At 63.4% G+C, this 19,437-nt stretch carries 18 protein-coding genes and 1 tRNA gene; 14 read left to right on the top strand and 5 right to left on the bottom strand.

Going from position 1 to position 19,437, the window contains the following annotated elements; genetic code table 11:
* The first annotated feature begins 31 nt into the window (after positions 1-31).
* The 6 genes from AC56LN_RS15670 to AC56LN_RS15695 all read left to right on the top strand — a co-directional run bounded on the left by AC56LN_RS15670 (position 32) and on the right by AC56LN_RS15695 (position 8,989).
* Positions 32-1,198: a glycosyltransferase family 4 protein gene (locus AC56LN_RS15670; protein ID WP_499573042.1), complete on the top strand. Its 1,167-nt coding sequence runs from the start codon at positions 32-34 to the stop codon at positions 1,196-1,198.
* A gap of 1 nt (position 1,199) precedes the next feature.
* Positions 1,200-2,840: a GNAT family N-acetyltransferase gene (locus tag AC56LN_RS15675; RefSeq protein ID WP_499573043.1), complete on the top strand. Its 1,641-nt coding sequence runs from the start codon at positions 1,200-1,202 to the stop codon at positions 2,838-2,840.
* Complete coding sequence (locus AC56LN_RS15680; RefSeq protein WP_499573044.1) at positions 2,822-3,886, top strand: GNAT family N-acetyltransferase; 1,065 nt, start codon at positions 2,822-2,824, stop codon at positions 3,884-3,886. The genes AC56LN_RS15675 and AC56LN_RS15680 overlap by 19 nt, the downstream gene beginning before the upstream one ends.
* Positions 3,887-3,939: 53 nt before the next feature.
* Positions 3,940-5,121: a hypothetical protein gene (locus AC56LN_RS15685; protein ID WP_499573046.1), complete on the top strand. Its 1,182-nt coding sequence runs from the start codon at positions 3,940-3,942 to the stop codon at positions 5,119-5,121.
* Between the two features lie 10 nt (positions 5,122-5,131).
* On the top strand, positions 5,132-6,292 hold the full coding sequence (locus AC56LN_RS15690) for a glycosyltransferase family 4 protein (RefSeq protein WP_499573048.1): 1,161 nt from the start codon (positions 5,132-5,134) through the stop codon (positions 6,290-6,292).
* Between the two features lie 717 nt (positions 6,293-7,009).
* On the top strand, positions 7,010-8,989 hold the full coding sequence (locus tag AC56LN_RS15695) for a DUF4832 domain-containing protein (protein WP_499573050.1): 1,980 nt from the start codon (positions 7,010-7,012) through the stop codon (positions 8,987-8,989).
* 85 nt (positions 8,990-9,074) lie between these two features.
* Here the strand turns inward: AC56LN_RS15695 and AC56LN_RS15700 are convergent.
* A tRNA-Pro gene (locus AC56LN_RS15700) sits at positions 9,075-9,151 on the bottom strand.
* Positions 9,152-9,204: 53 nt separating this feature from the next.
* Positions 9,205-10,134, bottom strand: a complete 930-nt coding sequence (ispB, locus tag AC56LN_RS15705) for an octaprenyl diphosphate synthase (RefSeq protein WP_499573305.1) — start codon at positions 10,132-10,134, stop codon at positions 9,205-9,207.
* A 335-nt stretch (positions 10,135-10,469) separates the two neighbouring features.
* On the opposite strand from ispB, the gene rplU reads away from it, so the two are divergent.
* From rplU to AC56LN_RS15740, 7 genes are all read left to right on the top strand, one after another.
* On the top strand, positions 10,470-10,781 hold the full coding sequence (gene rplU, locus AC56LN_RS15710) for a 50S ribosomal protein L21 (RefSeq protein WP_183549341.1): 312 nt from the start codon (positions 10,470-10,472) through the stop codon (positions 10,779-10,781).
* Between the two features lie 42 nt (positions 10,782-10,823).
* Positions 10,824-11,105 carry a 50S ribosomal protein L27 gene (gene rpmA / locus AC56LN_RS15715; protein ID WP_183549343.1) on the top strand — a complete coding sequence of 94 codons (282 nt, stop codon included), beginning with the start codon at positions 10,824-10,826 and terminating at the stop codon, positions 11,103-11,105.
* A 109-nt stretch (positions 11,106-11,214) separates the two neighbouring features.
* Entirely contained in the window at positions 11,215-12,327 is a 1,113-nt protein-coding gene (gene cgtA, locus AC56LN_RS15720; RefSeq protein ID WP_183549345.1) for an Obg family GTPase CgtA, read from the top strand.
* Between the two features lie 3 nt (positions 12,328-12,330).
* Positions 12,331-12,756, top strand: a complete 426-nt coding sequence (locus AC56LN_RS15725; protein ID WP_482897624.1) for a hypothetical protein — start codon at positions 12,331-12,333, stop codon at positions 12,754-12,756.
* Complete coding sequence (proB, locus tag AC56LN_RS15730; protein ID WP_499573053.1) at positions 12,753-13,871, top strand: glutamate 5-kinase; 1,119 nt, start codon at positions 12,753-12,755, stop codon at positions 13,869-13,871. The genes AC56LN_RS15725 and proB overlap by 4 nt, the downstream gene beginning before the upstream one ends.
* A 155-nt stretch (positions 13,872-14,026) precedes the next feature.
* Entirely contained in the window at positions 14,027-15,601 is a 1,575-nt protein-coding gene (locus AC56LN_RS15735) for a methyl-accepting chemotaxis protein (protein ID WP_499573054.1), read from the top strand.
* Between the two features lie 90 nt (positions 15,602-15,691).
* Positions 15,692-16,051 carry a nuclear transport factor 2 family protein gene (locus tag AC56LN_RS15740; protein WP_499573056.1) on the top strand — a complete coding sequence of 120 codons (360 nt, stop codon included), beginning with the start codon at positions 15,692-15,694 and terminating at the stop codon, positions 16,049-16,051.
* On the opposite strand, the gene nth is transcribed toward AC56LN_RS15740, so the two are convergent.
* Entirely contained in the window at positions 16,048-16,734 is a 687-nt protein-coding gene (nth, locus tag AC56LN_RS15745; protein WP_499573057.1) for an endonuclease III, read from the bottom strand. The two genes, AC56LN_RS15740 and nth, sit on opposite strands and share 4 nt — an antisense overlap.
* Before the next feature lie 5 nt (positions 16,735-16,739).
* Positions 16,740-17,417 (bottom strand): electron transport complex subunit RsxB, encoded by a 678-nt coding sequence (gene rsxB, locus AC56LN_RS15750; protein WP_499573059.1) that lies wholly within the window; start codon positions 17,415-17,417, stop codon positions 16,740-16,742.
* Positions 17,418-17,589: 172 nt separating this feature from the next.
* On the opposite strand from rsxB, the gene AC56LN_RS15755 reads away from it, so the two are divergent.
* Positions 17,590-17,934, top strand: a complete 345-nt coding sequence (locus AC56LN_RS15755) for an RcnB family protein (protein ID WP_499573061.1) — start codon at positions 17,590-17,592, stop codon at positions 17,932-17,934.
* 62 nt (positions 17,935-17,996) lie between these two features.
* Here AC56LN_RS15755 and AC56LN_RS15760 read toward each other — a convergent pair whose 3' ends face one another.
* Positions 17,997-19,232 carry a polyhydroxyalkanoate depolymerase gene (locus AC56LN_RS15760; RefSeq protein ID WP_499573063.1) on the bottom strand — a complete coding sequence of 412 codons (1,236 nt, stop codon included), beginning with the start codon at positions 19,230-19,232 and terminating at the stop codon, positions 17,997-17,999.
* Between the last annotated feature and the right edge of the window lie 205 nt (positions 19,233-19,437).

Below are 19,437 nucleotides of genomic sequence, written 5' to 3' on the forward strand. Positions count from 1 at the left end.
TGAACTGCGCCAATTTCTGAGGATGGACACCATGAACAAGAAAATCGTTATTTCGGTGAATACCGCCTGGAATATCCATAATTTTCGCGCCGGCCTGGTCAAGGCCCTGATCGCGCAAGGCTACGACGTCATGGTGATGGCGCCCGCCGACGCGTATGCGCCCCGGCTGGCCTCGCTCGGCTGTCGTTTCAAGACGGTGTCGATGGACAACAATGGCACCAGTCCCAGCCGCGACCTGTCGCTGCTGGTCAAGTATTGGCGCGTGTTGCAATCGGTGCGCCCGCTGGCCTACCTGGGTTACACGATCAAGCCGAACATCTATGGATCGATTGCGGCGCACGGGCTCGGTATCCCGGTCATCAACAATATCGCGGGCCTGGGCGCGACCTTCATCAACAACTCCCTGCTGACGTGCCTCGTCAAACGGCTGTACCGCAGTTCGCTCAGGCGATCGCATCGGGTGTTCTTCCAGAATGCCGACGATTGCAAGCTGTTTGTCGATGCGGGCCTGACGCGGCCTGACGTGGTGGAAGTGCTGCCGGGTTCCGGGATCGACTTGCAGCACTTCCAGCCCTATCCGGCGCGGCAATCCGCACCGGCCGCGTTTCGGTTCCTGCTGGTGGCCAGGATGCTGCGCGATAAAGGTGTCGAGGAATACGCCGCCGCGGCGCGCATCGTGCGTCAGCAGTTGCCTGCGGTGCAGTTCCAGCTGCTGGGGCCGGTGGACGCACACAATCCGAACTCGATCCCGTTCGAACGGATCACGGGCTGGACGAGCAGCGGGCTGATCGAGTACCTGAAAGAGGCCGACGATGTCCGGCCCTACCTGGCGCAGGCCGATTGCGTCGTGTTGCCGTCGTACCGCGAGGGCGTGCCGCACACGCTGCTCGAGGCGGCGGCCATGGCGCGCCCGATCATCGCCACCAATGTGGCCGGCTGCAAGGATATCGTCGAGCATCAGGCCAACGGCTTGCTGTGCCATGTAAAGGATGTGGGCGACCTGGCCGCCAGGATGATCCAGATGGTCGGCCTCACGCCTGCACAGCGCCTGATCATGGGGCAGGCTGGCAGGAACAAGGTCGTCGCGCAGTTCGATGAAAACGTCGTGATCGCGCGCTACCTGCACGCGCTGCGGCAGGTTGAAGCCAATGCGCGGGCGCATGCCGTGCAGGGCCTCGAAACCACGGCGCAAGTCTGACATGACGCTGCGATTACTGACCGGCGAGGCCGCACTGGAGCACGTCCGCGCGCAGGCGTTCGTGGCGGGATGGCTGGCGCTGCATGCCGCCTGCCCCTGGGCCACGGCATGCCAGCATCCGGATTTTGTCGTGCCGTGGTATGACTTGTACAAGGCGCTGTTCATGCCCGTGGTCGTCGTCCAGGAAACAAACGAAGGCGCCCTGGTCGGCCTGCTGTCGCTGGCACTGGACGAGAAGGGGCGACGTATTGCTGGCGCCGGCGAACGCCACGCCGAATACCAGTGCTGGCTACAGGCACCTGACGCTGGCGCAGCGTTCATCACGGCGGCGCTGCACGCCATCCGCGCGCATCTGCCGCGTGCCGATCTTGCGCTGCGTTACCTGCCGGCCGGCACGCCGTTGTCCTGGCTCGATGCGTGGCGCGACGACGCGCGCGCTGCAGGCCGGTGGTGCACGCTGCGCAGCGTACGCCGGCCACTGATGCAGATCGATCCGGTCGCGATGAACCGGCAGCGCAACAAGAAAAATCACCGGCAGAACGTCAATCGCCTGGGCCGGCTTGGCGCCGTGGGCTTCGAGCAGATCACCGGGCATGACCATTTTTTGCGGGTGGTCGATACCATCTGCGACCAGTACGACTTCAGGCAGGCGGCCCTGTACCGCGCAAGGCCGTTCGCGCTCGATGCGGCAAAAAAACGGTTTTACATCGCGCTGCATCGGCGCGGGCTGCTGCACGTGACGGTCCTGACGGTGGACGGCGAAGTTGCCGCCTCCCACATCGGCCTGCTGAGCGCAGGCCGCGCGGTACACCTTGGGATCAATACCTATCACCCGGCCACGGCCGCGCACTCACCAGGCAACCTGCTGCTGGCCATGCTGGGCGTGCATCTCGCGGCGCAGCAGATGCCGTTGCTCGACCTGACGCCGGGTGGCGACGGCTACAAGGAGCATTTTGCGACGGGCCACGATCACGTCCGGGCACTGACGGTCCACCGTAACCTGCGCAGCTTGCTGCTGACAGCGGCGCGCCAGCGCCTGACCGATGCTGCCAGGGCACTGGCGACCAGGGCCGGCTGGCGTCACCACGACCTGCGCGCCATCGTGCAACGCGTCCGCACGTGGCGCCCGGCAAGCCTCGCCGCCAGATGGGGGCAGCGCCGCATACGCCCCGAAGCTGTCTCCCGCATCCTTCGACCCGGGCCTGCCCGCACAGGCGCAGGCCGAGGCACGCTATTGCCGTCCCGCGACAGCGTGCCCGACGTGCTGCAATTTGACGCCGGCGATACCGGCTGGGCGTACTGCGCGTTCATGAACACGGTCATGAAGCGGATGGAGCGCGCCGAGCATGTCTACAGTCTGGTCCGGGACAACCGGCTGGCGCTGTTGTGCTGGGCGAGAAGCGATGCGGCAGGCGCGGCCGTGGTCCTGTCTGGTTTATACGTGCATCGGCAGTGCATGCAGGCCGATCTGGTCGATGCCTTTATCGACGGTGTCGTGCAGGACATCCGGCGCCGCGACCCGCAATCGGCGATCTACTACCAGGGCAGCCTGAGCGCTGAACTCAACGACAGCCTGGCGCGTTGTGGTTTCAGCGCGCTCAATCCCCAACAGGAGCAGCCGGCATGCATGCAAGCGCATTGAGTTCCCCTGCCGACAGCATCACGTGCCACGTCGGGCAGGTTCCGGCCGGTGTCGAAGAAGCGCTGGTGACGACCTACGCGTCGCTGCATTCGTCCCTGGCGTTCTTTACGGTGTTCAGGTCGATCGAAGATGCCAGCTGCTACCTGGCCCGGTCTGCCGGCGCGCCCAGCACGGTCCTGCTGTTCACGTTCAGCGGTCACCGGATCGACGTCATCAACGAAATGATCGAGATCGGGCAGGCCGAGATGACGCGCTTCGTGGCGTATGTCTTCACGCATTTCCCGCAGATCGACTTGATCAGCTTCAAGGCGCTCAAGACCCCGGCGCGTGCGCTCCCGTTCCCGGTGCAACAATACCGGGCCAAGAGCAGCTATGTCATCACGCTGCCCGCCACGCCCGAGGCCTATACGGCGCGCATCGGCAAGTCCACGCGCGCCAGCATCCACCAGGGCCGCAATGGTATCCGGCGCCACTTCCCGTCGTTCCAGTCGCTTTTTTTCGTCAACGACGAGATCGACGAAGACCATATCCGGGCGATCGTGGCGCTGAGCGAACGAAAGATCAATGCCGGCGGCGCCGTGTTTTTCTACGACGTGGCGCGGCTTGTCCGGCTGGCCAGGCGGTGCGGGTTCGTGCACGTGATCCTGATCGATGGCCGCCTCTGCGCCGGCTCCGTCAACTACCAGGTGGGCACCAGCTTCTTCGGCGACGCCATGGGGTACGACCCGCAGTATGAAAAATTCGGGCTCGGCAAACTGTGCGTCTACCTGACGATCTGCGAAAGCATCGTGCGCGGTGGAACCAGGTTCTATCTGGGCGGGGGCGTGTTCGCCTTCAAGGAGCGCTTGCTGGGCGTGCCGTTCGACATGGACGAAGTACATATCTACCGTTCATCTGCAAAGCAGCTGCGCCATATCGGTCATGCGACTGGCGTCGCGCTCGCTGCCGCCATGCGATCGGCCAAGCATCTGGTGCACAGGCACAAGCAGGCGCCCTGGGCGCGCCTCGTGTCCAGGGCGTTCTACCTGTTACAGCGCCGCAAATGACGCCGTGCCTGCATGCTGTCCAGTTGAGGAGCCGCTCAGCAAAGCGGCGTCACTTGCTGCTGCGTGGCGTCGCCCTGGGCGCGGCGGCGGCGTTGTTGCCAGCCCCGCTTGGCGATGCCACGGGAAGCCAGCCACGGCGTAGCCGGCTGGGCGGTATCAAGGCGGCCATGGTGCCGCCGGCCACCGTCAGCCTGGCCGACTACGGTGGTGTGCCTGGCGCGCGCGCCGCCGCACTGGTGCGGGCGTTTCGCCATGCGCTGGCCGATCTTGCGGGGCAGGGCGGCGGCACCCTGTTCGTCCCGCGCGGCGTCTACGATTTCGGTCCCTGCGCCGACGCCGCCACGCTTGTCCTGTGCCGCGATGCGCGCGACATTGCCATCTCGGCGTACGGGGCCCTGTTTACGGTCACGACGGCAGCCAATGTCGTGCCCAATCTGTTTTACTTTTTCAATTTCCAGAACGTCACGATTGCCGGCGCCAGTTTTACCGATGCTGGCTTTGATCCCCGGCCGGACTGGCGCGGCATGGTGTGCGTCGGGCTGCAGGCGGACCGGCCGAGCCGCGGCTTCACGCTGGTCGATTGTTACGCCGAACGGGTCGTGAGTCTGCTCTCGTCGCATAACAATGCTGCCACCCAGCGCTTTCTGTCGAATATCCGGGTGCACGGCGAAGTACGCCAGGCGTATTACGGGGTCGGCGCCAGTTTTATCAGGGAAAACGTCGATGTCGATCTGGTGTGCCACAACGTGCGCCGGGGCATCATCGCCTCCGCGCTGCGCAATGCCGACATCCGGATGACCGTGTCCAGTACGGCGCATTGGCCCGGCAGCAATGGATTGATCGCGCTGATCTGCGGTGGCGCGAGCGTGGGCAATGTGGAAAACGTGCGGGTCACGCTCGCAGCCTTCGGCCAGCCCATCCACGACAGCTACGTGCACTTCTATCACCAGGGCGACGAGCCTGACGGCGCGATGCGCAATATCGACGCCACGGTCCACCTCGTGAATGCCGGCGCCGCCACGATCCTGTTCCTGTTCGACCACGAAGCCCGCTTCGTCAAGGCAACCACTACCCGGGTGTGGGATGCGATCGCGCTGCACGGCGCGATCACCGGCGAGTTCGACGGCCGCGTCGTGGCCAATCCATCGGCGAGCACCGCCGCCGGCACGGTCTGCCTCGATCGTCATCTGGCGCAGCAGGCGCGTTCCGGCCACATGCGGCTGCTGGTGCGATGAACGCGGAGGCATGACGATGCGCTTGCTGATCTATATTCACTCCCTCGAAAATGGTGGCGCCGAGCGTGTGGTCGCGAACCTGGCCAACCACTGGACGTCGCTGGGCTGGGCCGTCACGGTGGTGACCGTGGCGCCCCGGGCGCGTGACTTCTATGTGCTGGATCCCGGCGTCGGGCGCCGCTGCCTCGACCTCACTGGCCGCGGTGGCGGCGTGCTGGCCGGTGTCGTGCGCACGGCCCGGCGCGCGTGTGCGCTGCGCCGGGTACTGCGTGACGTGCAACCCACTGTGGCCTTGTCCGCCATGCACACGGCCAATGTCGTGCTGGCGTTGGCCGCGCACGGACTACCCGGTGTGCGGACGGTCGGTTCCGAGCACAATTTTCCACCCAAGGCGCCGATGGGCCCGATCTGGGAAACGTTGCGGCGTCACGCTTATGGCCATTTGCACGCTGTCGTCGCGCTGACCCACGAATGCGCGCACTGGCTGGAACGCCATTCCCATGCCAGGTGCGTTCCCGTGATTCCGAACCCGGTGGCGTGGCCGTTATCGCAGCATGCGCCGCAGGTCAGCCCCGCAATCGCCTGTGCGCCCGGCCGGCAGATCCTGCTCGGTGTCGGCCGGCTCAGCGACGAGAAGAATTTCACGACGCTGATTGCCATCTTTGCCCGGCTGGCAACCGCACACCCGGACTGGGATCTCGTCATCCTGGGCGAGGGGCCGCAGCGCGCTGCGCTGGCGGCGCAGGTGCGCGCTGGCGCACTGGCGCAGCGCGTGTTCCTGCCCGGCAGCGTCGGCAATATCGGCGATTGGTACGCCGAGGCCAGTCTCTACGCGATGAGTTCGCATTTCGAGGGTTTCCCGAACACGCTGGTCGAAGCCATGGCGCATGGCGTGCCAGCGGTGAGCTTTGACTGCGACACCGGCCCGCGCGACATCATCCGTCACGGGATCGATGGCCTGCTGGTGGCGCCAGGCGATGCCGATGGCATGGCATCGGCACTGGATCGCCTGATGTGCGACGCTCACGCAAGGGCAGGCTTCGCGCAGCGTGCCGTCGATGCGCGCGAGCGGTTCTCGATGGTGAAAATATCGCGCATGTGGGAAGCGGTGTTCACCGCGTCGACGTGCGTGCAGGGCGTCGATGCTGCCGTTGACGTCGTTGCAGAATGATCTACCCAGTGTCCTGACGATCCGCAAGCCGTACCACCCCTCTGTTGTTCCCCCGCCTGGTCGATCCTTTACCCGCCGCCGCCATGCGGCGGTTCCGTTACGTCCCCATGTCGCGATGTTGCATCGTCTCAGTTTTCCCAAAGAAAAATATTTTGGGAACTTATTGGCGCGAGGCATCTCCAACGTCAGTGTGTGCATTTTTAAGAGGTACTTTTTTGACACACGCCAAACGTTGGAGCGGAACTTTTGCGAGCCAAAGCACGTGGTTGGTTTGCCATAACGCAAACTCCAGAACATTTTTTCAGGAAATTTTTTTTTAATTCTTGGAACCAATCGCTTTGAGGAAACTCAAACGATTTAGTGATTCCAGGAAATTAGGAGATGCCATGATCGATAGCACGTCGTCGTAGTCACGGAAAACCCAGCAGGGGATTTCTGTGTGAGCTTCTTCGCGTCATGTAGCAAGGAGACCAATCCGTCTTCTCGTCGCCAGTTGACCACCCAAGCGCCTGATCCGCGCTTCCCCGCCACTAGCTGATCGCCAGTCGATCCAGCTAGTCCTTTCAGCAAGTCCTGCGGATGTCCCTGCATGCCCATTCGGGCTGCAGCGGGATTGTCACGCTCTTTGTCTGCGGATGCTCCCTGCCACTTGTGCTGCAAGCGGCGGCTGGATCGTCACGCGCCGGTTGTTGGATTTTTTTATAAAGCGAGTATCAAATGCCACAGATTCACCGCATTTCCACCCCTTCCATCCCTTCCATCCGCCGTCCCATCGGCCTCGCACTGCTGTGCGCCGGACTCATTTCCAGCCCGTTGCTGCTGTCGACTGCTGCCGCTGCGCCCATGGCGTCGGCGCTCGTCACGGCCGGTCCGACGACCGCAAGCAGCGATGGCACCAATGTCAGCATCCGCATCCGTTATGCCGGCACGCCGTCCTGGGTGCGCGTATTCATCGATAACGACGCCGTCACCACCACCGGCTACGGATTCAATGGCGTCGGCGCCGGCTTCCTGATCGAGAACGGCCGCCTGTACCGCTACAGCGGCAGCAACGGCGCATGGGGCTGGACGTTCGTCAAAACCGTCCCGTATGCCCTGGCAAACAACGAGGCGACGATGACCGTGACGCGTGCCGATCTCGGCAGCGCCACTGACATCAGCGTCATTACCCAGACCGATCCGCCGGCACAGCGCTCGCCAATCCTGAGCCTGTCGATCATCAAGTCGACGCCGACCCCGACCCCGACGCCGACGCCAACACCAACGCCGACGCCGACGCCAACGCCAACACCAACGCCGACGCCGACGCCAACGCCAACGCCAACGCCAACGCCAACGCCAACGCCAACGCCAACGCCGACACCAACGCCAACCCCGACGCCAACCCCGACGCCGTCACCCGCGCCGGGCACCACGGTTCCGGTGAACTACACCGCCAGCACCGCCGTCATCACCAACCCGGAGCGCGGCTTCTATCGCCATGTCGGCTGCGAAACACCGCTGAGCCAGTCGCAACTGACGAGCTTCCGCACCTCGGGCGGCGAATCGCTGATGCTGTGCGTGTTCTATCTGCGCAGCTTCGTCAACGCGCCGATCAGCCAGTCCACGCTCAATCTGTTCCAGCAACAAATGGACACGGTGCGCAAGGCTGGCCTGAAAGCCATCGTCCGGTTCGCCTACAACGACAACAACTCGCCGGTCGATGCGACCCCGGCGATGGTCAACACCCACCTGACGCAGCTGGCACCGTACCTGACGGCCAACAAGGACATCATCGCCGTCGTGCAGGCCGGCCTGATCGGTGCGTGGGGCGAGTGGGGCAACACCAACAACTATGGCGACAGCTACAATATGACCGCCAAGAACATTGCCGACCGCAAATCGGTGGTCGACAAACTGCTGCAAGTGGTGCCGGCCGAACGCATGGTGCAGTTGCGCATGCCGCTGTTCAAGACCAAGCTCTACACCCCGACCGCACTGACCGCCAGCGAGGCCTACAACGGTTCGGCCAAGGCGCGCCTGGGCCACCACAACGATTGCTTCCTGTCCAACGCGTCGGACTACGGCACCTATATCAATCCATCGGTGGAGTTCCCGTACCTGGCCGCCGAAACCAACTACGTCCCATCGGGTGGGGAGACCTGCAACTACGCGCCGCCACGCAGCGATTGCCCCACCGCGCTTGCCGAGATGGGCCGCTTCCATTGGTCGTACCTGAACCTGGATTACAACACGACGGTGCTGAACAACTGGAAAACGCAGGGCTGCTTCACCCAGGTCAAGCAGAAGCTGGGTTACCGCTTCGTGCTCAAGAGCGGCGCGTTCTCGCGCACGGCGAAACCGGGTGGCGGCTTCGTCGTCAACCTGCAGCTGCAGAACGAGGGCTGGTCGGCGCCATTCAACAGCCGTGACGTGGAACTCGTATTCCGCAACACGGCGAGCGGCGCAAGCTACCGCGTCAAGCTGGCAACCGATCCACGCCATTGGCTGTCGAACCAGACCGTGACGATCAACCAGACCGTGGCGTTGCCGGCGAATATGGTTGCCGGTTCGTATGCGGTGCTGCTGAACCTGCCGGATCCACAGGCGTCGCTGCGCGATCGCCCGGAGTATGCGATCCAGCTGGCCAACAGCAACACGTGGGAAGCGTCGACCGGCTTCAACAATCTGCAGCATACGGTCGGCGTCGCGCCATAAGCAGCGTCAGCAGTATCCCGGCCTGATGCCGAAAGGCGGGCAACAAAAAAGCCAGGCCGGTTTGCCGGTCTGGCTTTCAGTTGTCTGGTCGGGGTGAGAGGATTCGAACCTCCGGCCTCTACGTCCCGAACGTAGCGCTCTACCGGGCTAAGCTACACCCCGACGGTTCGGGATGTACGTACAAGCACCCCGGGATGGTCGTAATATAAAAGCGCTTAGTGGTTCCTGTCAACGGCGAAGCTGCTCAGTTGCAGCAGGCTGTTCTTGAACACGCTGTCGGGCAAGCCGGCAATGGCTTCGGACGCCCGGCGCGCTGCCTGTTCGGCCTGCGCCCGCGTGTAATCGAGCGCGCCGCTCGTTGTTACGGCGGCCAGCACGGCGTCGAATTGCGCTTCGTCGCCTTGCTCGATGCAGCTGCGCACCAGTTCACGCTGCTCTTGCGTGCCGTGCTCCATCAGCCAGATCAGGGGCAGGGTCGGCTTGCCTTCGCGCAGGTCGTCCCCCAGGTTCTTGCCGATCTCGGCGGCGTCGCCGGCGTAGTCGAGCACGTCGTCGATCAGCTGGAACGCGGTCCCCAGCGAGCGGCCGTATTCACCGGCGGCGGCGATCTGTGCATCATTTGCGCCGGCGATCAGCGCGCCCAGTTCGGCGGCGGCTTCGAACAGCTTGGCGGTCTTGGAGCGGATCACGAGCAGGTAGCTCGCTTCGGTCACGTCCGGATCGTGCATGTTCAGCAGCTGCAGCACTTCGCCTTCGGCGATCACGTTGGTGGCGTCGGACAGGATCTGCATGATGCGCATGCTGTCCAGGCCTACCATCATCTGGAATGCGCGCGAGTAGAGGAAGTCGCCCACCAGCACCGAGGCGGCATTGCCGAACAGCGCGTTGGCGGTCTGGCGGCCGCGGCGCATCGACGATTCGTCGACGACGTCGTCGTGCAGCAGCGTGGCGGTGTGAATGAATTCGACGACGGCGGCCAGCTCGTGGTGCGCGGTGCCCCGGTAGCCGTAGGCATTGGCCAGCAGCAGCACCAGTACCGGACGGATGCGCTTGCCGCCGGCACTGATGATGTATTCGGCGATCTGGTTGACCAGCGTGACTTCGGAATGCAGCCGCTGGCGGATCACCGTGTTGACGGCCTCCATATCGGGCGCGATCGACTGGACGATGGTGTTCTGTTGGGCGTGTTGGGTAGCGGCTGACAAGGCTGACCTGCGTGAGCGTTGGGTTAACTATAAGAGTGGGGCGATTATACGTCATGGGAGGGGTAACCGTCGGGCTGACGGGGATGCATTCGCCGTACGGCGCTTCAGGCTGCCGCTGGCAGCGGCCCGTGCCGTGAACAGGGCGTCGAATGCTTTTGACGCAGTGCGCGCACTTATGTATAATCCTCTGTTCCCCGGCTTAAGAATAGTTCAGCGTTACAAGCGCAGGACGACGCGCCGAGGGGTTCTTTTAACATTTGATGAGGTTTCAAATCATGTACGCGGTCATAAAAACCGGTGGCAAGCAATACAAAGTTGTCGCTGGTGAAAAACTTAAAGTAGAACAGATACCGGCAGACATTGGTTCCGAACTCACGATCGATCAGGTCCTCGCCCTCGGCGAAGGCGAAAGCATCAAGTTTGGTGCTCCGCTGGTCGAAGGTGCAACGGTGCTGGTGAAAGTGGTTTCGCAGGGTCGCCACGACAAAGTGCGTATCTTCAAGATGCGTCGTCGTAAGCACTACCAGAAGCGTATGGGCCATCGCCAAAACTTCACCGAAATCCAGATCGTTTCGATCAACGGCTAATCCCCGTTCCGGTTCCCAGCAACGTCATCCAGGAGTAAATAAATGGCACACAAAAAAGGCGGCGGTACTACCCGCAACGGCCGTGACTCAGAAAGCAAGCGCCTTGGCGTGAAAGTCTACGGCGGCCAGGCAGTCAATGCCGGCGGCATCATCATTCGTCAGCGCGGCACCCCAGTGCGCGCCGGCACCGGCGTCGGTACGGGCAAGGATCACACCCTGTTCGCGCTGGTCACTGGCACCGTCAAGTTCGTCAAGCAAGGCGTGGGCTCGAAGCAATTCGTGACCGTCGTTGCTAACGAAGCAGCGGAAGCAGTCGCAGCGTAATTGCGCGTTTCGCGCCGCTTTCGAGCGGCGCTTCTTTGCGAGGCGCAAGCCTTCCATCGAAAGGCTCTGCCCACGGTAGGGCCTTTTTAGTTTTTAAGCGGTCACAATCATGAAGTTTATCGACGAAGCAAAAATTGAAGTCATCGGAGGCGACGGCGGCAACGGATGCGCCTCGTTCCGGCGCGAAAAGTTCCGCCCATTTGGCGGTCCCGACGGCGGCGATGGCGGCACGGGCAGCTCGATCTTTGTGGTTGCCGACCGCAACGTCAATACGCTGGTCGACTTTCGCTATTCGAAAGTCCACACCGGCAAGCACGGCGAACCGGGCCGCGGCTCGGATTGCTACGGCAAGGGCGCCGAAGACATCTATATGCGCATGCCGGTTGGCACGCTCATCATCGACGATGTCAATGGCGAAATCATTGCCGACCTGACCGAACATGGCCAGACCGAACTGCTCGCCAAAGGCGGCGAGGGCGGCTGGGGCAATATCCACTTTAAAAGTTCGACCAACCGCGCCCCGCGTCAAAAGACCGAAGGCAAGGAAGGCGAGCGTCGCACGTTGCGCCTGGAACTGAAAGTCCTGGCGGACGTGGGCCTGCTTGGCATGCCGAACGCCGGCAAATCGACCTTCATCACCGCCGTTTCGAACGCGCGCCCGAAGATTGCCGATTACCCGTTCACCACCCTGCACCCGAATCTGGGCGTGGTGCGCGTGTCGCACGAGAAAAGCTTTGTTGTGGCCGACATTCCGGGCCTGATCGAAGGCGCCGCCGAAGGCGCGGGCCTGGGTCACCAGTTCCTGCGTCACCTGGCGCGCACTGGCTTGCTGCTGCACATCGTCGACCTGTCGTCGTTCGAAGCCAACATCGATCCGGTCAAGGAAGCCAAGGCCCTGATCAAGGAACTCGAAAAGTACGATGAAGAGCTGCTGAACAAGCCACGCTGGCTCGTGCTCAACAAGCTCGACGTGCTCGACGAAGCCGAGCGCAAGAAGCGCGTCAAGGACATGATCAAGCGCCTGGCCTGGAAGGGCCCGGTGTTCGAGATTTCGGCGCTGAACCGCGAAGGCTGCCAGGAACTGATCAACGCGATCTACCTGCACCTGGAAGAAAAGCGCCACGCCGAGCACCGCGCCGAAGAAACCGCGATGACCGAAGAAGCGCGCGGCATTTCCTCGATCGATCCGGACGATCCACGCTTCAAGATCCTCGAAGACTGACCCTTGGCCGGCAGCGCTCCTCAGACCCTGATCTGGTCGCGCGCCTGGCTGCGTGGCCAGCTGCTGCAGCTGGTCGCGACCGTCAGTTCGCTGGCCGCGCTGGCGGCATTGCTCGATCCCGACCGTATTGCGTCGGCGATGGGCCTGTTTCTCGTTGGCGTGAATGGCTACAGCCAGTTTTACGCCATCTATGTGGGCGTCCGTCTCGCTACCGCGGGACTGGCGCTGTTGGCGGCCAGGCACGGCGACCAGCCGATCCTGGGCGACCTGACTGCCTTGTTCCTCCTGGCCCAGCCGGCCGGCCGCCTTGCCGCGGCCTTCGCCATCGGCTTGCCCACGGGGGTCTTATTCGCTGTCTGCGCGGTTGAACTGCTGGCAGGACTTTCCCTGCTCGCATTGCGACCGCGGGGAAAATTCCTGTCGCCATGAACTCCGCCCTCCAGCAAGCTTCCCGCATCATCGTCAAGGTCGGCTCCTCCCTCGTCACCGACGAGGGCAGGGGGCTGGACCATACCGCCATTGCCCGCTGGGCATCCCAGATTGCCGCGCTGCGCGCCCTTGGCAAGGACGTCGTCCTGGTCAGCTCGGGCGCCATTGCCGAAGGCATGCTGCGCCTGGGCTTTGCCAAGCGTCCGCACGACATCCACGAACTGCAGGCATGCGCTGCCTGTGGCCAGATGGGCCTGGCGCAAATCTATGAAACGAGCTTTCGCGCGCACGGCGTGCAGACGGCCCAGGTGCTGCTAACGCATGCCGACCTGGCCGACCGCGAACGCTACCTGAACGCGCGCTCAACGCTGACCACCCTGCTGCGCCTGAAGGTGGTGCCGATCATCAACGAGAACGATACCGTCGTCACCGACGAAATCAAGTTCGGCGACAACGACACGCTCGGTGCGCTGGTCGCCAACCTGATCGAGGCCGATGCGCTCGTCATCCTCACCGACCAGCCCGGCTTGTACTCGGCCGACCCGCGCAAGAACCCCGATGCGCGCCTGATTGCGCACGCCCAGGCCGGCGACGTGGCACTGGAGAGCATGGCGGGCGGCGCCGGCAGCAGCATCGGCAGCGGCGGCATGCTGACCAAGGTGCTGGCAGCCAAGCGCGCCGCGCGTTCCGGCGCGCATACCGTGATCGCCTGGGGGCGCGAGCCGGATGTCCTGACGCGCCTGGCGGGTGGCGAAGCAATCGGCACGCAATTGCTGGCCCCGACCGGCCGCCTGACGGCGCGCCGGCAGTGGATGGTCGACCATCTGCATACGGCCGGTGAAGTCGTCATCGACGCCGGTGCGGCAATCAAGCTCACGCGCGAAGGCAAGTCGCTGCTGCCGATCGGCGTCATCGCCGTCAAGGGCGAATTCGGCCGTGGGCAGGTGGTCACCTGCGTCGACGACACGGGCAAGCCGCTGGCGCGCGGACTGACCAACTACGCCAGCAGCGAAGTGCGGCGCATCATGCGCCATTCGTCGACCGAAATCGAACGCATCCTGGGTTTCGTCGAAGGCCCCGAGCTGATCCATCGCGACAATATGGTCTTGTTGTAGGCAGCGAGCACTCGCTCACCCGTTGTTGCGCCAATCTGACGTAATGACGGGTTTGTGCGGTAAATCGTCCAAAAATATTGCTGTGCGGATTCAATCGTTGGGCTTGGCTATACACTGCGCTTAAGCGCGTCGTGCGTATATTCAGGATGTCCACCATGAAATTAAGCCGCAAATTACCACTGGGTTTTGCCGCCGTCACCCTGCTCGTCGCCTGCGCGGGCTTCTTCGGCATGGCGCAGATGAACAGCTCGGTCGATACTTACCGCCAGGCGGTGGTCACCGAAGGACAGGCGCAGCAAGTGCAGGCGCTGCTGTCCCACTTCCGCAAGCAGGTTCAGGAGTGGAAGAATACGCTGCTGCGTGGCAAGCAGGAAAGCGAACGCGTCAAGTACTGGAATGCCTTCCAGAAGAACGAAAAGGAAGTCGCGCAACAGGTCCAGGCCTTGGTCGACGCCATGCCGGACGGCGAGGTGCGCACCCTCGTGACGCAGTTCGGCGCGGCCCATGCGACCATGGGCGCGGATTTCCGGCGCGGGTACCAGGATTTCGAAGCGGCCGGTTTTGATGCCGCTGCCGGCGATGTGGCCGTCAAGGGAAAAGACCGTGCCCCGGCCGAGTTGCTGGTACAGGCCGAAGCAAAAATGTCGGCGGTCAGCCTGGCCACGGCGGCTGAGGCCGACGCGGTCGGCAAGCGGGCCACGCTGCTCAGCTACAGCCTGATGTTGCTGGGCGCCGTGGTGGCCGTCGTCGCCGGCGTGCTGGTGTCGCGCTCGATCACGCGGCCGCTCGATGAAGCGGTCGAGGCAGCGCGCAGCGTGGCGGCGGGCGACCTGCGCACCGCGATCACGGTGCGCAGCAACGATGAAACGGGCCAGCTGCTGATGGCGCTGAAAGAGATGTCGGGCAGCCTGCAGCGCATCGTGCTCGAAGTGCGTGGCGGGGCCGAGACCATCGCGGTGGCGTCCGGCGAAATCGCGCAGGGCAATCTCGACCTGTCGGCGCGCACCGAGCGCCAGGCCGGCGCGCTGGAAGAGACGGCGTCGTCGATGGAAGAGCTGACCTCGACCGTCATCCAGAACGCCGACAATGCGCGCCAGGCCAGCGTGCTGGCCGTGTCGGCCTGCGATGTGGCGGTCAAGGGCGGCAAGGTGGTCGAGCAGGTCGTGGGCACGATGGCGTCGATCAGCGCGTCGTCGCGCAAGATCACCGACATCATCGGCGTCATCGACAGCATCGCGTTCCAGACCAATATCCTGGCGCTCAATGCAGCGGTCGAAGCGGCGCGCGCCGGCGAGCAGGGCCGTGGCTTTGCCGTCGTGGCGGGCGAGGTGCGCATTCTCGCGCAGCGTTCGGCGACGGCGGCAAAGGAAATCAAGGACCTGATCGGCGAATCGGTGGCCTGCGTGCAAACGGGCGACCGGCTGGCCGGCGAAGCGGGCGTGACCATGGGCGAAATCCTGACCAGCGTGCGCGGCGTGATGGACATCATCACCGAGATCAGCGCTGCCAGCAGCGAGCAGAGCCAGGGTATCTCGCAGGTCAATCAGGCCGTCACCGAAATGGATGTCACGACCCAGCAGAATGCGGCGCTGGTCGAGCAGGCCGCCGCCGCCGCGCAGTCGCTGCGCGAGCAGACGGTGGCGCTGACGGAAGTGGTCAGCGTGTTCAAGGTGGAAGAGCCAGGTGGCGCCGTGGCGCCGCCCCGTACCAAACTGGCACTGGCTGCTTGACACGAACGGGGTGCGCGGTAAGATGCCCGCGCGCCCGTATTGCCGGGATGGGCCCGGCAACCGGTGGCGCACCCTGTGATCCACCATCCGATGACGCCACTTTCACCTTCCGCCGTGGTTCAGGCGCAGCTTGACGCCTACAACGCCAAAGACCTCGACGCGCTGATGTCCACCTATGCGCCGGACGCGGCGCAGTTCGCGCTGCACGGCGATCTGCTGGCCCGGGGCCACGACCAGATCCGGCCGCGCTACGAACAGCGTTTCCTGGAGCCGGACCTGCATGCGCGGCTGCTGTCGCGCACGGTGCTGGGCAACTTCGTTAACGACCTCGAGATCGTCACCCGCAATTTTCCGGAAGGCCGCGGTACCGTGGAAATGCTGTGCGTCTACGAGGTGATGGACGGGCGCATCGTGCGCGCGTCGTTCGCGACCGGCGAGACCCGGATTTAACTCGCTGCCGTGGCTGCCGCGACAGCAGCCGGGTCGAGTACGTCCGCTGGCGCCGGTGTCTTGTCCCTGAATTCGCACAGGTCGGCAATCAGGCAATTCCAGCATTTGGGTTTGCGCGCCACGCAGGTGTAGCGCCCGTGCAGGATCAGCCAGTGGTGGGCGTCGTGCAGGAATTCCTTTGGCACGAATTTGAGCAGTTTCTGTTCGACGATGTCGACGTTCTTGCCCGGTGCGATCTTCGTGCGGTTCGAGACGCGGAAGATGTGCGTGTCGACCGCCATCGTCGGCTCGCCAAAGGCCGTGTTGAGCACGACGTTCGCCGTCTTGCGGCCGACGCCCGGCAGTGCCTCGAGTGCTTCGCGCACGGGTGGCACTTCGCCGCCATGCTGATCGACCAGAATCTGGCAGGTGGCGATCACGTTCTTGGCCTTCGTGTTGTACAGGCCAATGGTCGCGATATAGGTCTTGAGTTCATCGATGCCTAGGTCGAGGATCGCCTGCGGCGTGTTCGCCACCGGGAACAAACGGCGCATGGCCTTGTTCACGCCAACGTCGGTCGACTGCGCCGACAGCAGCACCGCGATCAATAGTTCGAACGGCGTCGAAAATTCCAGCTCGGTGGTGGGCGTCGGGTTGGCGGCGCGAAAGCGCGTGAAGATCTCGTGGCGTTTGGCGGAATTCATGCAGGTCAGGTCGGGTCGGTCTTGCCGGCGGCCTTCAGGCGCGCGCGTTCCATGGCAGCGGCGATGATCGCGCGCTTGCGCTCTTTTTCTGCCAGCTCTTCGGGGGTATTGGTCGGTTCGGCGGTGACTTCACGCATCTTTTGCACGGCCTTGGCGGCCAGGCGCGCGTCGTTCTCGTCGCGTTCGCGGCGCAGACGCGCTTCGCGGAAATCGTGGCGACTGCGCGCCGCATCGGCGGCTGGCTGGCTCCAGGCATCCCAGCCGGTACGCTCGCCCGTGACCGGCACCATCGCGATGCAATCGACCGGGCAGGGCGCCACGCACAGGTCGCAGCCGGTGCACAGGCTCGGCAGGATCGTGTGCATCTGCTTGGCTGCGCCCAGGATCGCATCGACCGGACACGCCTGGATGCACAGCGTGCAGCCGATGCATAGCGCCTCATCGATGAAGGCCACCGGGCGTGGACGCTCGAGGCCATTGGCCGGATTGATCGGGATGACAGCGCGACCGGTGACGGCGGCCAGGCGGCGCACGCCTTCCATGCCGCCCGGCGGGCACTGGTTGATGTCGGCTTCGCCGCTGGCGATCGCTTCTGCGTACGGACGGCACGCAGGGTAGCCGCACTTGGTGCACTGGGTCTGCGGCAGCAGGTCTTCGAGCTGGTCGGCGAGGGTTTTGGTCACGGCGTGGCGAATCTGGTAAAGCCGACATTATCCGCCAAAATGCCGGGCGCTGCGATGAAACAAGGCGAGGCGGCACTGCGCCGGAACGGGTCGAACACGTGCGTGGTCAATCGAACAGAGGTGTAGGGCGTAACCTGCTGTACTATAAACCGATCCACCGACGAGGACTGACATGAATGAATTGATCGCCCCGTTGCTGTTTGCTGCCATTTTTTCCGCAGGGGACAACCTGCAAACGCGCAACCCCAAAGACAGTCATGCCGCAGCGGCGCCCGCGCAAACCGAGGCAGCTCTGGAGCTGCCGTCGCTGTACCGAAGCGTGGAATCCAGTGGCGAGCTGCGCCGTGGTGAGCGCCTGCCTGCACGTTATCAGGCCGTCCAGTACGTGGTCGAAGACTGGCGCAAGCTCCGTCTGACTAAGCCGCCACGCGGACACCAGTGGGTCCAGGCCGATCGTAGCTTCGCTCTGGTGGCAATCGCCACCGGCCGGGTCGAGCAGGTGGTACTGGGGCGCTGAACGTCTCTGCCGCACAAAAAAAGCCATGGCGTTTGCCATGGCTTTTTCTGTTCAACGGTCGCTCATTTGTTGTCGCGGATGAACTCGGTGATCTTCGGGCACACGATCTCGCGCCAGCGGCGGCCCGAGAAGATGCCGTAGTGGCCGGCTTTCTCGACGACGAACGCGTGCTTTTTCTCTGCCGGCACACCGCTGCACAGATCGTGCGCGGCACTGGTCTGGCCGATGCCCGAAATGTCGTCCAGTTCGCCTTCGACGGTGAGCAATGCCACCGTCTTGATGTCCTGCGGGCGCACCAGGTTGCCGCCGACGTTCCACGTGCCTTTCGGCAGGCTGAAATCCTGGAACACGGTCTTGATCGTATCCAGGTAGTACTCGGCCGGCATGTCGAGCACGGCGTTGTATTCGTCGTAGAACTGGCGGTGCGATTCGGCCGAATCGTCGTCGCCCTGCACCAGGTGCTGGTAGAACTCGCGATGGCTCTGGGCGTGGCGGCCCGGGTTCATCGCGATGAAACCGGCGTGCTGCAGGAAGCCCGGATAGACCTTGCGGCCAAAGCCCGGGTAGTTGCCCGGCACCGAATAGATCACGGTGTTTTCGAACCACGAGAACGGCTTTTCGACGGCGAGATCGTTGACGGCGGTGGGCGACTTGCGCGGATCGATCGGGCCGCCCATCATCGTCATCGTCTTCGGCAGCTTGGGATCGTTGGCGCTCGCCATCAGCGCAATGGCAGCCAGCACCGGCACGGTCGGCTGGCACACGGAAATCACGTGCACGTCCGGGCCCAGGTGACGGATGAAGTCCTGGATGTAGAAAATGTAATTGTCGAGGTGGAACGGGCCATCGGACAGCGGTACCATGCGGGCATCGGTCCAGTCGGTGATGAACACGTCATGGTTGACCAGCAGCGCCTTGACCGTGTCGCGCAGCAGCGTGGCATGGTGGCCGGACAGCGGTGCAACAAGCAGCACGGTCGGTTGGGCCAGCGCGGCGATCCCGGCGTCCGGCAAATCCTTCTTGAAGTGCAGCAGGCTGCAGAACGGCTTTTCCAGCACGATCTCTTCGACGATGCCGACTTCTTCGCCCTTGATCGTGGTGGTCTTCAGGCCAAAGGCCGGTTTCTGGTATTCCTTGCCCAGGCGGTACATCAGCTCGTATCCGGCGGCGATCCGCTGCGAAAACGGCGTATGCGCAAAGGGCGAGACCGGGTTGGAAAACATCTTCGACGACGCCTCAGCCCATTGCATCAATGGGGTCAGAAAGGAGCGTTGCATTTCGTGCAATTGGTAAAGCATAAATAAATCCTTCTGTTGACTGTGCGCGCCGCAAAATATTTGCGTTGAAGCTTCAACGATTATAGGGGATTTGCTTTTGGCTTGTGGAAACTGGGCCAGCCCGATGCTGAAGCATTGGAGCACTTGTAGCATATTTACCCGTGCGCGCTTCGTTGGCCACCCCACATAAAACAAAACGCCCCGCGGTGCGGGGCGTTTTGACGGG

This window comes from Telluria sp. ZT3P26 (genome assembly GCF_059686035.1).